The 14,592-nt window shown below is 62.4% G+C and carries 14 protein-coding genes; 7 read left to right on the forward strand and 7 right to left on the reverse strand.

Annotated features, from left to right (window positions below; genetic code table 11):
• Positions 1-63: 63 nt before the first annotated feature.
• The 3 genes from ESZ53_RS06685 to ESZ53_RS06695 are packed head-to-tail and all read left to right on the forward strand — an operon-like array spanning position 64 to position 2,865.
• A complete protein-coding gene (locus ESZ53_RS06685; RefSeq protein ID WP_129072116.1) occupies positions 64-516 on the forward strand; it encodes an FMN-binding protein in 453 nt (150 codons plus the stop codon).
• The gene (locus ESZ53_RS06690; RefSeq protein ID WP_129072117.1) at positions 500-1,360 is read left to right on the forward strand and encodes an FAD:protein FMN transferase; all 861 of its coding nucleotides are present in this window, start codon (positions 500-502) and stop codon (positions 1,358-1,360) included. Before ESZ53_RS06685 ends, ESZ53_RS06690 begins: the two co-directional genes overlap by 17 nt.
• A complete protein-coding gene (locus ESZ53_RS06695) occupies positions 1,357-2,865 on the forward strand; it encodes an FAD-dependent oxidoreductase (protein ID WP_129072118.1) in 1,509 nt (502 codons plus the stop codon). Before ESZ53_RS06690 ends, ESZ53_RS06695 begins: the two co-directional genes overlap by 4 nt.
• Here ESZ53_RS06695 and ESZ53_RS06700 read toward each other — a convergent pair.
• The gene (locus ESZ53_RS06700; protein WP_129072119.1) at positions 2,862-4,757 is read right to left on the reverse strand and encodes a heavy metal translocating P-type ATPase; all 1,896 of its coding nucleotides are present in this window, start codon (positions 4,755-4,757) and stop codon (positions 2,862-2,864) included. The two genes, ESZ53_RS06695 and ESZ53_RS06700, sit on opposite strands and share 4 nt — an antisense overlap.
• A 100-nt stretch (positions 4,758-4,857) precedes the next feature.
• Here ESZ53_RS06700 and ESZ53_RS06705 point away from each other — a divergent pair, with 100 nt between their 5' ends.
• Positions 4,858-5,640, forward strand: coding sequence for a potassium channel family protein (locus ESZ53_RS06705; RefSeq protein ID WP_129072120.1), 783 nt, complete (start codon positions 4,858-4,860; stop codon positions 5,638-5,640).
• A gap of 21 nt (positions 5,641-5,661) precedes the next feature.
• Positions 5,662-6,174, forward strand: a complete 513-nt coding sequence (locus ESZ53_RS06710) for a DUF805 domain-containing protein (RefSeq protein ID WP_129072121.1) — start codon at positions 5,662-5,664, stop codon at positions 6,172-6,174.
• On the opposite strand, the gene ESZ53_RS06715 is transcribed toward ESZ53_RS06710, so the two are convergent.
• The 4 genes from ESZ53_RS06715 to ESZ53_RS06730 all read right to left on the reverse strand — a co-directional run bounded on the left by ESZ53_RS06715 (position 6,171) and on the right by ESZ53_RS06730 (position 9,986).
• On the reverse strand, positions 6,171-7,049 hold the full coding sequence (locus ESZ53_RS06715; protein ID WP_129072122.1) for a Rieske 2Fe-2S domain-containing protein: 879 nt from the start codon (positions 7,047-7,049) through the stop codon (positions 6,171-6,173). The two genes, ESZ53_RS06710 and ESZ53_RS06715, sit on opposite strands and share 4 nt — an antisense overlap.
• Positions 7,050-7,088: 39 nt before the next feature.
• A complete protein-coding gene (locus ESZ53_RS06720; protein WP_129072123.1) occupies positions 7,089-7,583 on the reverse strand; it encodes a pyridoxamine 5'-phosphate oxidase family protein in 495 nt (164 codons plus the stop codon).
• A 125-nt stretch (positions 7,584-7,708) separates the two neighbouring features.
• On the reverse strand, positions 7,709-8,560 hold the full coding sequence (locus ESZ53_RS06725) for an NAD-dependent epimerase/dehydratase family protein (protein WP_129072124.1): 852 nt from the start codon (positions 8,558-8,560) through the stop codon (positions 7,709-7,711).
• Between the two features lie 211 nt (positions 8,561-8,771).
• The gene (locus ESZ53_RS06730; RefSeq protein ID WP_129072125.1) at positions 8,772-9,986 is read right to left on the reverse strand and encodes an NADP-dependent isocitrate dehydrogenase; all 1,215 of its coding nucleotides are present in this window, start codon (positions 9,984-9,986) and stop codon (positions 8,772-8,774) included.
• Between the two features lie 105 nt (positions 9,987-10,091).
• Between ESZ53_RS06730 and ESZ53_RS06735 the strand changes: the two genes are divergently transcribed.
• Both ESZ53_RS06735 and ESZ53_RS06740 read left to right on the forward strand, forming a co-directional pair.
• Positions 10,092-10,544, forward strand: coding sequence for a GNAT family N-acetyltransferase (locus ESZ53_RS06735; RefSeq protein WP_129072126.1), 453 nt, complete (start codon positions 10,092-10,094; stop codon positions 10,542-10,544).
• 58 nt (positions 10,545-10,602) lie between these two features.
• Positions 10,603-10,914, forward strand: coding sequence for an MGMT family protein (locus ESZ53_RS06740; protein ID WP_129072127.1), 312 nt, complete (start codon positions 10,603-10,605; stop codon positions 10,912-10,914).
• On the opposite strand, the gene ESZ53_RS06745 is transcribed toward ESZ53_RS06740, so the two are convergent.
• Together ESZ53_RS06745 and ESZ53_RS06750 are read right to left on the reverse strand one after the other, a co-directional pair.
• Complete coding sequence (locus ESZ53_RS06745; RefSeq protein ID WP_129072128.1) at positions 10,911-12,716, reverse strand: ABC transporter ATP-binding protein; 1,806 nt, start codon at positions 12,714-12,716, stop codon at positions 10,911-10,913. The genes ESZ53_RS06740 and ESZ53_RS06745 overlap by 4 nt on opposite strands.
• On the reverse strand, positions 12,713-14,419 hold the full coding sequence (locus tag ESZ53_RS06750; RefSeq protein ID WP_231595141.1) for an ABC transporter ATP-binding protein: 1,707 nt from the start codon (positions 14,417-14,419) through the stop codon (positions 12,713-12,715). The genes ESZ53_RS06745 and ESZ53_RS06750 overlap by 4 nt, the downstream gene beginning before the upstream one ends.
• Positions 14,420-14,592: the final 173 nt, after the last annotated feature.

Genomic DNA, 14,592 nt, shown 5'->3' on the forward strand with positions numbered 1-14,592 from the left:
GACTCCAGCTTCTCGTCAGGGTTGCTCGGGCATACTGAACATTCGCCAACCTCTGGGAGCCCCATGCGCAGCCTCACCGACAACAAGACCGCCGTAGCCCTCTTTGCCGGTGTCACCCTCGTGGGTGCACTTTCCGCCTGTTCATCGCCGGCGACCAGCAGTACCGACTCCGGTTCAACGGATGCCACCGCCCCCGATGCGGCCGCCACCGGCACTGAATACGCCGACGGCACCTACACGGAGTCGGGCGACTATACCTCCCCCAACGGCCCAGAAAAAGTGGATGTTACCCTCACGCTCGCCAGCGATACCATCACCGACGTCACCGTCGTGGGTTACGGCGAGAACCCCAACTCCATCCAATTCCAAGGCGAATTCATCGATGGCATCGCAAACGAAGTTGTGGGCAAGAACATCGATGAGCTGTCCGTCGACAAGGTAGCCGGTTCCTCGCTCACGAGCGGCGGCTTCAACAACGCCGTCGACGCGATCAAGGCGGATGCCCTCGCCCAGTAAACAGTTTGACGCCATCGGTGCGCCCTGGCAGATCGACACCACAGAGCCGCTTGGCTCTGTCGTTGAGACTGCCATCGCGCAACGAATCGAGCTGTTCGACCGCACCTATTCGCGCTTTCGCGATGACTCCCTTGTGCGAACGATCGCCCACACGCCCGGCACCTACAGTTTTCCCGCGGATGCTCCCCCGCTGTTCGAGCTTTACCGTCGTCTCTATGACGCCACCGCCGGCGCTATGAGCCCGCTCGTGGGCCGTGCTCTAGAAGAGCTCGGCTACGACCGCACCTACTCGCTGCAGCCCGCCGCCATCCGCACGCGGGTGCCCGAATGGCACGAAGCCATCAGTTGGAACGGCAGCGCCCTCACCACGCTCACTCCCGCAGTGCTCGATGTGGGTGCCGCAGGCAAGGGCTACCTCGTCGATCTCGTGGCCGGGGTGCTCGCCGAGCACGGCGTCACGACCAGCACGGTGGATGCGAGCGGAGATATTCTGCATCGCGGCGCTGGCGAACTGCGGGTCGCGCTCGAGCATCCGCTCGACTCCAGCAAGGCCATCGGCGTCGTGACGGTGAGCAACGAAGCGATCTGCGCCTCGGCCCCCAACCGCCGAGCCTGGGCCGGGCTGCACCACATTCTGGATGCCCGCACCGGGCAGCCGACCGACCGCATCATCGCGACCTGGGCGATTGCCCCTACAGCCCTCGAAGCCGACGGCCTCGCCACCGCACTCTTCCTTGCTGAGCCCGCTGAGCTCAAAGCCGAGTTCGATTTTCACTGGGTGCGGATGCACTCAACCGGCCGAGTCGAACACTCGGCAGACCTCCCCGGAGAAGTATTTCTATGACACGTTGGCTCGATCGAACTCTCGGCGCCGTCGCCATGTACAAGCTGGTGCTCGGCAGTCTCGCCGTGCTGGCTGTCGTATCGATCGCGCTCGCCTTTGGCGGCCTGATCTCGCCCGATCCTTTCGCACTGCTCGCGAGCCTGCCGGTCGCCGTCGCGTTTAGCTACGGCGCCAGCTGGCTCGGCGCTCGCATCGTGCGCCAGCGGGCGCACCTCGAGTCGTCGCTCATCACGGGCCTGCTGGTGTTTTTCATCATGGCGCCGAGCCTGCAGCTCAGTGGGTTGCTCGCCATTGCCCTCGCCTCAACGATCGCGGCGACATCCAAGTTTCTGATCGCATTCCGTGGGCGCCATATCTTCAACCCCGCTGCTCTGGGCGCGTATGTTTTCATCTTCGTTCCGCTCGGTTTTCCGACCTGGTGGATCGGAACCCCCTGGTTGCAACCCGTCATTCTGGTCGCCGCGTTCCTCATCCTGTACCGCACGCAACGCCTCGATCTCGGGATCACCTTCGTGGTGGTGGCGGCCAGCATCCGTATTGCGCTCACGCTGGCGAATGGCGGCGACCTGACCGAGGCGCTGAGCTTCACGTTCCTGTCATCGCAGATGATCTTCTTCGCCGGCTTCATGCTGAGCGAACCCCTCACCCTGCCGCCGCGACGCTGGCAACGTCTGAGCCTGGCTGTACTCGTCGGGCTCTTGTTCGCGATCCCTTTCTCAATCGGCAGCCTCTACAGCGACCCTCTCTTGGCGCTCCTCATCGGCAACCTCGTCGCCTTCGCGTTCACTCAACGACGCACCATCCGGATGACGCTCACGGAGACAGAAGAAATCGCCCCAGGAACGTGGGAACTCACCTTTGCCCCGCACCGCCCCCTCTCGTTTCGCGCGGGTCAATACATTGAGCTCTCCTTGCCGCATCCCTCGCCCGACCAGCGGGGAGCGCGTCGCTACTTCACCATCTCCTCGGCCCCGGATGCCGGTGCCACTGTCTCCGTCACGTTCACCGTTTCTGACAGGACCAGCAGCTTCAAGACCGCTCTGCTCGCGCTGCCGCGGGGTGCCGATGTGAACGGCACCGGAATCTGGGGCGACTTCGTACTCCCCCGAAAGACCACCGAACCGCTCTTGCTCGTCGCCGGCGGCATCGGTGTCACCCCCTTCGCGAGCCAGGTCGCGCACTCCCACCTCCACGACGAAGACCGCGACATCGTGCTGATCTATGCGACGTCGAGCACCGAAACTTTGCCGTTCAGCGGGCTCTTCGTCGAGGCGGGAGTACGCGTGATCGTCTTCGGGCCGCAATCAGCCGCCGCGTTGCCTGCGGGCTGGGTGCTCGGCAGCGAAGGCCGTCTGAACGGCGACGCTCTCTCCGCGCTCGTGCCCGATCTGGCCGACCGCCGTGCTTACCTCTCGGGCCCGCCCGCGCTCGTCAACGACCTCAAGTCGACCCTGCGAGCAAACGGTGCCCGCCGCATCCACACCGACTACTTCTCGGGCTACTAGCTCGATACCCGTGAGCGGTCCGGGGTGTTACTCGGCGTGCCCCCTAACCGACGCTTCAGATTCAGCGCACGCAACGCATTGAGAATCGTCACGAGATCAACGACCTCTTGCAGCGCGGCGCCCAGAACAGCGGGGAGTGCGCCGGTCATGGCGAAAAGCATGAGCCCAATGCTGATCGCGATACCGATCCAGATGCTCTGCAGAGCAATCTGCACGGTGCGCTGGCTGACCTGCACTGCCGACACCACCCGGTGAATGTCATCGACGAGGATCACTACGTCGGCCGATTCACTTGCCGCCGTCGAGCCCTTTGCCCCCATCGCAATCCCGACATCGGCAGCACCCAACACGGGCGCATCGTTCACACCATCGCCAACCATCACGACGGGTCGCGGCGTTGTCGCGTGCACGAGTCGAACCTTGTCTTCGGGCAGGCACTCGGCGTGAACTTCACTAATGCCGAGCTCATCGGCCACTTTGCGTGCTGTCGCTTCCACGTCACCGGTCAGCATCAAAGTGTTCTGGATGCCCAACCCGCGCAGTTCAGTCAACGTTTGTGCCGCTTCGGGTCGCACGGCATCGCGCATCACGATCGCGCCGGCGTACTGGTCATCGACGCCCACGTACACGGCTGCTTCGCCGCTCGCCAGGTCGATCCGGGTCAGCCCAGGTGCCTGCTCGGCGACGAACGCGGGCTTACCGACGGTCACAAGTTGGCTGCCGACGCGGGCTTGCACACCGTGGGTGGCAACTTCGCGAGCATCCGACACCTCGGGCAGGTCAAGAGAGCGCTGCTTCGCCGCCTCGACCAAGGATGCTGCAAGCACGTGCGAGGAGTACTGCTCCGCCGCCGCCACGAGAGCCAGCAATTCGTCGGCCGTGAGCGCGCCTTCGGGCCGAACGTCGACAACAACCGGCCGACCGCTCGTGAGCGTTCCGGTCTTGTCGAAAACCACGGTCTTCGCTCGGGCCAAAACCTCGAGGGTTCCGGCGTTCTTCACAACGACCCCGTAGGTCGAGGCGCTCGACATCCCGGCCATGAAGGCGACCGGGGCCGCGATCAGCAGCGGACAGGGCGTCGCGACCACGAGCACCTCGGCGAAGCGCACGGGGTCGCCCGAGATCCACCACGCGATTGCCGCTAAGCCAATCGACACGAAGGTGAAGGGCACGGCATAGCGATCGGCCAACCGTACGATGGGCGCTTTGCTCGCCGCTGCCTCGGTGACGAGCTGCACAATGCGTTGGTACTGGCTGTCGGATGCTCGAGCACTCGCCTGCACCGTGACAGCTTCTGGTCCGTTCACCGACCCGCTCAAGAGCACGTCTCCGGTTACTTTCTCCACGGGCATGCTTTCGCCAGTGAGGGATGATTCGTCGACGGATGTCGCGGCGGAGACCAGCACGGCATCCACGGGCACAATTTCGGAGGGGCGCACTACGAGGCGATCCCCCACAGCGACCTCGGTGGCGGGCACGTCGATGATGTCGCCGGCAGTCGTCACCTGATGCGCCGTTTGCGGAACGCGACCCAGCAGCGCATTCAACTCACGCTTGGCCCGACCGGCCGCAAAATCTTCCAGCGCTTCACCACCGGTGAGCATCAACACAATCACGATGCTCGCCCAGTACTCGCCAACTACTACCGTCGCTACGATCGCGGTGACCGCCAACACATCGAGCCCGAACTGGCGCTGCAACAGCTTGCGCACCATCGACACCGCTTCGCGCGCCGCCACGGCGAGCGCGTACAGCGACAGCAACCAGGGCACGACAGCGGATGCCGGGGTCCAGTTCAGCGCTAGCCCCACGACTCCCACCACGACGGTGAGCGCAACGAGCGGATAGCGGCGCACTGCTGAGCGCAGAGTCACGGAGCGAGAAGTAGCCATACCTTCGTTTTACTCTCGTTCGCGGCATCCGGCCAGCCAGCACAGGCTCTCCTAAGCAGCAGCGCACTGCCGGCTTGCTATGCCTCGCTAGGCTCGTTGTATGACTCAACGGCGCTGGCAACAGATCATGGACATCCCTCTCACTGTCGCCGCTGTGATTTTCTTGATCGCCTACGCGTGGGAAGTCATCGCGAACCTCGACGGTGTTCCGATGCTGATTGCCGAAGTCATTATCGCGGTCACCTGGGTTGTTTTTGTGGTTGACTACGCCGTGAATCTCGTTCTCGCGGAACACCGTTGGTTCTGGTTCCGCAAGCACATCTTCGATCTCTTTGTCGTCGTACTGCCCATGCTGCGCCCGCTGCGCCTGCTGCGTTTAGTCACACTCCTGAACGTTCTGCAGCGTCGCGCCGGAACCGCTGTGCGCGGCGGCGTTCTCACCTATGCCGTCGGCTCGTCGCTGCTGCTCGTCTTCGTGGCCGGGCTCGCGATTCTGGATACCGAGCGCAGCATCGCAGGCAGCCAGATCACCAATCTGGGCGACGGCATCTGGTGGGCCTTCGTTACGATCACCACGGTCGGCTATGGAGATATCTACCCCGCCACCACGCTCGGCCGCGTTATCGCCGGTGGAGTAATGGTGGCCGGCATTGCCCTGCTCGGTGTCGTGACGGCGACGCTCGCCTCGTGGATCGTGGAACGGGTCGCCGCCCAAGACGAACTCTCGCACGTTGCCACCCGTCGCGAAGTGAAAGATCTCACGGAGCAGGTGTCCGAGCTCAAGCAAGTACTCCTCGAGCACGCGACTCAGATGGCCGCGTCGTCGGGTACCCCAGCTCCCTCGGTGCGCGGCGAAGACTCCGCCACCCTTCCAAAGCGATAACACCTCACCTAAGCTGTCATCATGAGCTACGCCCCGATGGCAGCACCCACGATCGACCCGGAGAGCGCCCCGCTCCCCGGCGCGTCAGTGCGGAACGCAATGCGGCGGTTCTTCGATCGTTCGTTCCGGATGCGCGGTCGTGCCAGTCGCAGCGAATACTGGTGGTGGATACTCGTAAACCTCGCCGTGATCAGCACATTCCAGGTTGTCGTACCTCTCATCATCGCGGGTCGCCCGCTCGCCAATGAACTTACTTTTGGTCCGTTCGGGTCGCTCGTCTATCCGACTCTGAGCATTGCTAGCTGGGGCGACGCTACGGTCGCCAATTCGCCGGTGCTCGTGGTTCTCACCTTTATCGCGGGAGGGTGGGCGTGGCTCACCGCAATCCCCGGAATCGCTATCGTGGTGCGGCGCCTCCACGACTCAAACCTCTCGGGCGGTTGGGCCTTTCTCGCGTTCTTCCCGTTCGGAGCGATCATCGTGCTGGGACTCGCCCTGCGCAGTTCAGACCCTCAGGGCATTCGGTTCGACTAGCGCGGCAACCGAATCTCGACCGTGCCGTCGACGACGCGGCTCTCAAAGCGCGGCTGCGGACTCGTCGCCGGACCGTGGATGACCTCGCCTGTATCGAGCGAGAACGCGCTCTGGTGCCACGGGCATTCCACACACGCGCCACCCGGAGCGGAATCGTCCTCGACGACGTAGCCGTCGTGAAGCTCGGCCCCGAGATGGCTGCACGTGTTCGAGAGCACCGAGACCCGCTCACCCCGACGGAAGACCACTACTTCGGTGTCGGCAACGACACGCTTCTCGAGAGCGCCCTCGGGCAAGTCAGTGAGCGGCGCCAGCTGCTGCCAGCCGCTCGGGAAGGTGGCTTCGACATCCGGCGCGTGACTGACGCCCGCGGCCTGCCGATAGGTGAGGTGCCCACCGAGGTAGCCACCGCCAGAAGCAATCGCGAGCCCGGCGTAGCTCAGCACTTTGCCGCTCGTGTGCTTTCCGCGGGAGCGTTGCACGAAGGATGCCGCGAAGAAACCCGTTGCAACGATGTTAACCGCGGCATGCACCAGGCCAACGCGCTGTTGCTTCTCGTCGAGCTTCGACCAGTCCGCGAAGCCCGCGACTGCCGTTCCACTCGCTCCCAGCACTCCCACGCCGACGAGAGCACGCGATGCCTGTTCGGTGCCAGGCACAGCGTCGAGCACGCCGGCCGAAATCCATGCCCCGAGTGGGACATGAACGCCCAACGGATGAACGGGGTGCCCGAGCGGCACTCCGTTCAGCACATCTCGCAACCACCGAGGGCGAAGAACTGTCTCCACGATTCCCCGGGTCTTCTCAACCGCAGGGTCGAGCGAGGTGGCCTCTTCGAGGCGGTCAACGTTTCGCAATACGGGAAGTCGTTTCATCAGTTCCTCGTCCCTCTGTGTGGGTGCTTATCGAAAAAGTTAGACGGTCACGGATTCGGAGGACCCAGTCTTGGGCTCATCCCCCGTCACCTTCGCGGCGACTACGCCGACAAGAGTTGCAACCTTGCCCGGGCTCTCCCAGTACTGCGCCGAGTCGGCCTTCACGTGAATCAGAACGATGGAGGGGTCAGTCTCGCCGCCCTCAAACCACACGTCGGTGAAGGAACCCCACAGCTCCGACTTCTTCGCCTGATCGCGCACGACCTCGGCGGTGCCGGCAAGCGACAGCCACTGCGAGGAGCCCGAGTAGGAGACGTTCACGTGGGGGTGGGCCTGAAGCTGCTGCACGGCATCCGCGGTGTCAGAAGCAAGGAACCAGCAGTCGCCGTCGAAGTCAGCTTCTTGCACTGTCATCGGGTGGCTGTGAAGAGCACCACTCGCTTCGATGGTGGTGAGCATCGCGATACGAGTGCTTTTCATGATGGAGCGGATGGTGTCGAGCTGATCTGCGGTGGCGTGGGTCTGAGATGACATTGAGTCTCCAATTCGTCGACGGGTGCAGTTGTGCTGCCCTTCGACGCTAAGCAGCCATCCTCAACGTCAGCCGAGTGCTTGCCGAACGTTAGATGAGAACAATGAGGCGCGCCCCGCGCATGAGGCTAGCGGTGACGCACGCCCTTCCCCGCCAGCACAGCCGCGTACCCTTCCCGGTAGCTCGGATACGTGAACGAGAAGCCTGTGCTGGTCAAGAGAGTATTGCGACAGCGTTTGCCAGCGCCCTTGCCAGCACCAACCTCATCCGTTCTGGTTGGCGGCACGGGCCGGTCGAGGCTGCGGGCGAGAAATTCGATGACCGCGCGCTGATCGGTCGGCTCGTTGTCGACTCCGATATAGATATCGGCGGGCTCTGCGCCCATTGTCGCAAGGTGAACAATAGCCTCGGCCGCGTCATCCCGATGGATCAGATTGGTGAAGTAAGGGGTGTGTGCCACCGCTTCGTCGCCGGCACGGATGCGGTCGATCTGTCGGGTGCGGCCCGGCCCGTAGATACCCGCCAAGCGAAGAACCGTCGAATTAGCGACGCTCTCGAGCAACAACTCTTCGGCTTCCCGCAACACCGTTGCTGTCTCCGTCGTTGGCGTCGCCGGTGTCGATTCATCGACCCACGAGCCGTCGCCGACGCCATAAACGGCGGTCGACGACACATAGACAACTCTCGGTGCAGCAGCGCAGTCTCGCTCGATCGCCGCGGCGATGTTGCGCACGCTGTCGACGTAGGTCGCGAGATAGCCTTCGCGCGTGCGCTCATCGGGGCTGACGGCGATCACAACAACGCTGGTATCCGCAGGCAGTGTGGGCACGCGCGAAGATAAGTCGACTGATTGCCCCGCGATCTCGGGCGGCAACTTTTCGATCGAACGACGCAGGCCCAGCACAGAATGCCCCAGCGCTGAAAAGCGGAGCCCGACTTCGATCCCTAGGTCACCGCATCCGGCTATGACGACGGTCACTGTTGTCTCCTCACGATTCACGCATGCCAGGCTGTCGCGTTCTCGCGGCCTGCACGAGCGAGCGCCGAGAAGCGCCCACGGCCTCAGCGTACTGAGAGAGTTGGCGACTTTCCTGCGTGGGCACACACGCAAAAGGGCCCGAAAGCCGAAGCCTTCGGGCCCTTCCGATAGTGACCGGCGCGAGCCAGTCACTTACCGCGCGAGACGCAGATTATGCGAGGCGCGTGGCGAGGTTCTTGTCGAGCGTGTCGAGGAACTCTTCGGTGGTTTCCCACTTCTGGTCCGGTCCGACGAGCAGTGCGAGGTCCTTGGTCATGTGACCGGCCTCAACGCTCTTGATGACGACATCTTCCAGAGTCGAAGCGAATTCGATGAGTTCCTGGTTGTTGTCGAGCACGCCGCGGTGAGCGAGTCCACGGGTCCACGCGTAGATCGATGCGATCGGGTTCGTGGAGGTGGGCTTGCCCTGCTGGTGCTGGCGGTAGTGACGCGTCACGGTACCGTGAGCGGCCTCTGCCTCAACAACCTTTCCGTCTGGCGTGGCCAGAACGGAGGTCATGAGGCCGAGCGAGCCGAAGCCCTGAGCTACAGTGTCGGACTGCACGTCGCCGTCGTAGTTCTTGCAGGCCCAGACGTAGCCGCCCTCCCACTTCATGGCCGAAGCGACCATGTCATCGATGAGGCGGTGCTCGTAGGTGAGGCCCGCTGCTTCGAACTTCTCCTTGAACTCGGTCTGGAAGATCTCTTCGAAGATGTCCTTGAAGCGACCGTCGTAGGCCTTGAGGATCGTGTTCTTCGTCGAGAGGTACACGGGGTAGTTGCGCGTGAGGCCGTAGTTGAGGCTGGCACGAGCGAAGTCGACGATCGAGTCGTCGAGGTTGTACTGCACCTGAGCGATTCCATCACCCGGAGAGTCGTAGACCTCAAACTTCATGGGCTCGGAGCCGTCTTCGGGAGCGAACTCCACGGTCAGCTTTCCCTTGCCCTTGAAGCGGAAGTCGGTGGCGCGGTACTGGTCACCGAAGGCGTGACGGCCGATGATGATCGGCTTGTTCCAGCCCGGAACCAGACGCGGGATGTTCGAGATGATGATCGGCTCGCGGAAGATAACGCCACCAAGGATGTTGCGGATGGTGCCGTTAGGGCTGCGCCACATCTTCTTGAGGCCGAATTCTTCAACGCGGGCTTCGTCGGGGGTAATGGTTGCGCACTTAACGCCAACACCATGCTTCTGGATGGCGTGAGCCGCATCGATGGTGATCTGGTCGTCTGTTGCGTCGCGGCTTTCGATGCCGAGGTCGTAGTACTCGAGGTTAACGTCGATGTACGGGTGGATCAGGGTGTCCTTGATCCGCTGCCAAATGATTCGCGTCATTTCGTCGCCGTCGAGTTCGACGACGGTGCCTTCTACCTTGATCTTGGACAAGCTTTGCTCCTTAGTTAGTGGCCTCTACCAGCTTACTCTTTTTCCTAACTATCTCGACATCGAGATACCTTGGCGCATCTGTCTACTGCGGGTTAGCCTGTATCCATGGGTGAGCTAAGACTTGAAGAATTATCGGCAAGCACCATCGTGGCTGCCAACAACCTCTCGCTTCGACGCGGGCAGGAGCAGTTCGTCACTCCGCCCTCCTACGCGATTGCGGACGCCTACATCGATCCACTCACGTCGTGGCCCCGTGTTGTGCTCGACGGCGACACCGTCGTGGGCTTTATCCGCGGCAACTTCGATGCCGAAGCGTCGCAAGAAGAATTCCGCAGCTGCATTTGGCGCGTCAACGTCGCCGGTGACGCCCAGGGTGGTGGAATCGGCCGCTTCGCCGTCAAAGCTCTTGCCGAAGAAGCCCGCAGTCGAGGCTTCGACCGCATCACCGCCATTTGGGAAGAGGGCGACGACGGCCCCGAACAGTTCTTCCTCAAAGTCGGTTTCACGGTTGTCGGCGAAACCCAGTACGGCGAGAAGCTCGGCGAGTACACGCTCTAAACCGTGACTTCTCCGCTGCACCTTCTGCGCGCGCCCGCACGCTAGCTCGACGCTTACGATGTCCACCCCCAGCGACGATTTCGTGAGCCGCGTGCTCGAGGTTGTCGAGTCGATTCCGCCCGGGTGCGTGATGACGTACGGCGAGGTTGCTGCCACGCTCGGCTCAAGAGCCGCGCGCGCCGTCGGCACTGTGATGGCTCGCTACGGTTCTGAGGTGGCGTGGTGGCGCGTCATCCGTTCGGGCGGGCACCCACCCATTGCCCACGAAGACCAGGCGCTCCAACACTACGAGGCCGAATCAACGCCGCTGAAATGGATGCCCGACGGCGGGTATCGCGTCAACCTGAGGCTGGCGCGACACCGGCCCTAAACGAGCGAGTTACGCCAAGCAGCGTGCAATTGCGCGAACTTGCCGGAGCCTGAAATGAGTTCCTGCGGCGTACCGTCTTCAATGACGCGGCCGTGTTCCATCACAAGCACGCGGTCAGCGATCGCGACCGTCGAAAGACGGTGCGCGATGATGACAGCGGTGCGATCGGCGAGCAGCGTTTGCAGGCCAGCCTGCACGAGACGCTCACTCGGAATGTCGAGCGACGCGGTTGCCTCATCCAGAATCAGCACGACAGGGTCGGCGATGAACGCGCGAGCGAACGACAGCAGCTGTCGTTGTCCGGCACTCACGCGGCCACCACGCTTGTTCACGTCGGTGTCGTAGCCGTTGGGAAGCGCCTCAATGAACTCGTGCGCGCCCACCGCTTTGGCTGCCTTGATGATCTCTTCGCGAGTGGCATCGGGCTTGCCGAGCGCGATGTTGTCGGCCACGTTTCCCGAGAACAGGTACGCCTCTTGCGTGACCATCACGATCGCGCGCCGCAGATCTTTCGGATGCAGCTTGCGGAGGTCTACGCCGTCGAGTAGTACCGTTCCCTGGCTGGGATCGTAGAACCGCGAGATCAGCTTGGCGAGCGTTGACTTGCCGGCCCCGGTCGTTCCCACCATCGCGACGGTCTGACCGGCCGGCAGCTCAAGATCGAACTTCGGCAGAATCACCTTCTCCGAGTTGTAAGCAAACTCCACACCATCGAACGTCACGGTTCCCTTGGCCTTACGCAGGTCAATGGGCGTCGTGGGGTCGGCCACCGTCGGGCGCTCTTCGAGCACTCCCGAGATCTTTTCGAGGGCCGCCGCAGCGGACTGGTACGAGTTGTAGAACATTGCCATCTCTTGCGCCGGAGCGAAGAACTGGCGGGCATACAGCAGCGCACCCAGCAGGGCGCCGATCGCAAGATCACCGGTGGAGACTCGCAGACCGCCCACGAGGAGAATCATCGCAAGGGCAACGTTACCGATGAGAACGAGACCCGGGTCGAAGATTCCGAACAGTTGGATGACGCGGGCGTTGGCATCCCGGTAGTTCTCCACGAGCCCGCCGAACTCTTCGCGGTTGCGCTCCTCTTTGCGGAATGCCTTCACGGCGCGAATGCCGGTCATGGTTTCGACAAACTGCACGATCAGCTTCGCGGAGGCAGTGCGCGTCGCACGGAAGTGCAATTGTGACCGCACTTGGAACCAGCGGGTCAAGAAAGCCAGCGGCACAAGGGCACAGAACAGAATGACTCCGCTGACCCAGTCGAGCGAGAACATGGCGATCGCGATGAACCCCATATAGAGCGCACCTTGAACGAGCTGGTTGATACCCGAGTCGAGCAGTTCACGAATCGCATCGAGGTCACTCGTTTGGCGCGCGATGATGCGGCCCGAGGTATAGCTCTCGTGGAATTCGAGGCTCAACCGCTGAGTGTGCAAGAAGACTCGCTTGCGCAGATCGAACAGAATCGCTTGACTCACGCGGGCACTGAGCACGGTGTACCAGGCGATCATGGAGGCGCCGACGATGCCCGTGAGGAGATAGGCCCCCACTGTCAGCCCAAGCGGTAGCGCGTTGCCTTCAATGAGCGCGGGCAGAGCGTTGTCGATACCAAACGCGATCAGCGCGGGGCCTGCAACCTGAGCTGCAGTGCTCACGACGACAACGATCATCGTGAGAATAACGCGGGCGCGCAGGGGTGCGATCAGCGAGCCGAGCAGTCGCAGCGATCGCTGACGAATCTGGCGGCTTTCGTCCTTGGTGTAGTCGTTACGCTCTTCGCCGGAGGTTCCCATCACGCTCATGAGCTGACCTCCTGTTCTTCCTCTTCGAGACTGGATATGACATACCGGTAGTGGTCGCTGGTTGCCAGCAGATCAGAGTGTTTTCCGACGGCGGTGACCTTGCCGTCTTGAAGAAGAGCAACGCGGTCGGCGAGCATCACCGTCGAGGGTCGATGTGCGACGATGAGCGCCGTGGTGGAGCTCAGCACCTTGCCCAGTGCAGATTGGACGAGGGTTTCGGTATCGACATCGAGTGCAGACAGCGGATCGTCGAGAACGAGCACCGCGGGCCTCGCTGCTACGGCGCGAGCGAGCGCGAGACGTTGGCGCTGACCACCGGAGAGGCTCAGGCCTTCTTCCCCGACGAGGGTGTCCAGCCCGTTGGGCAGTTCGTAGACGAAGTCGGCTTGAGCGATGCTGAGCGCTTCGCGCAGTTGTTCTTCGGTTGAATCCGGGCGACCCATCAGCACGTTTTCACGCACACTCGACGAGAACAGGGTGGCATCTTCGAACGCCATGGCGAGGTGCCGCCGCAACTCAAGCAGCGTGAGGTTGCGGATGTCGACACCGTCGATGCTGATCGAACCGCCGGTCACGTCGTACAGCCGTGTGGTGAGGGCGGTGATCGTCGATTTACCCGATCCGGTCAGACCGACAAGAGCCATCGTCTCCCCGGGCTCGATGCTGAGGTCGACACCGTTCACGAGGTCAGGAACGTTCGCGGGCGAATCCGGGTAACGGAAGTGCACATTGGTGAACTTCAGGTGCCCCTTGCTCTCCGTAATCGTTTCGGGGTTGTCAGGATCCGTAATCGGGTTTTCGGAGTCCATCACTTCAAAGAAACGGTCGGCAGCGGTACGCGCATCGAACGTCATCGACAGCAGGAAGCCAATCGACTCAACGGGGAAGCGCAGTACGGTCGCCGTCGCAAAGAACGCGACCAGGTCACCAGCAGAAATATTTCCCTCGACAACAAGCCAGACACCGCCCAGCAGACCGAGCGCGAACATGACATCAGGAACGAGCAATAGCCACAGCCAGATGCCTGCAATGGCACGAGCCTTCTCGATCTCGGTGCCGCGCAAGCTCTCAGCCTGAGCCGAGAATCCGACGAGCGCATGTTTGCCGCGACCAAAAGCCTTCAGCACACGGATGCCGTGAACTGACTCCTCGACAGCCGTTGCCAAGTCACCGGTCTGGTCTTGACTGCGGCGAGCCACAATCGAGTACTTCTTTTCAAAGACGTAGCCGTACACCCAGAGCGGAATCGAGGTGACGATGAAGATCACGCCGAGGACCCACGAGATATTCACGAGGAAGAGCAGCCCCACGATGATCGTGAGCACGTTGACCACGAGCAGCACCAGACCGAACGACAGCCAGCGACGGATGAGGTTCAAGTCGCTGACGGCACGCGACAATAGCTGGCCACTCGGCCAACGGTCGTGGAAGCTCACCGGCAAGTGCTGCAGAGTCATGTAGAGGGTGTTGCGCATGCGCGCCTCTACGTGGGTGCCCGGCGTGAGCACGAAATACCGCCGCAGTGCGATCATGATCGCTTCGACGATACCGAGCCCGAGAACGATGAAGAAGGCGGGCCAGATCTCGCTAGAGTCCCCCGATTGCAGGGGGCCATCCACGAGCGAACGCAGCACCTGCGGGATCAGCAGTGCCACGATGCCAGCCGCTAGCGCCGCTGCCATTCCGAGGTAGATATGGGGCATCGCCGGTTTGGCGTAGGGGTATAAACGGCGGATAGCCGCAAAGGTGCCCACGGCTTTAACGCGCGGGGGCTGGACAGACTCGTGAGACAACGTGGTTCCTTGACGAAAAGGGATCACCGCAAGCGATGATCGTGACTACTGCGGGTCGCTACGGCGCGACCGTGAACCGCTGC

Source organism: Salinibacterium sp. UTAS2018, from assembly GCF_004118935.1.
Lineage (GTDB): Bacteria > Actinomycetota > Actinomycetes > Actinomycetales > Microbacteriaceae > Rhodoglobus.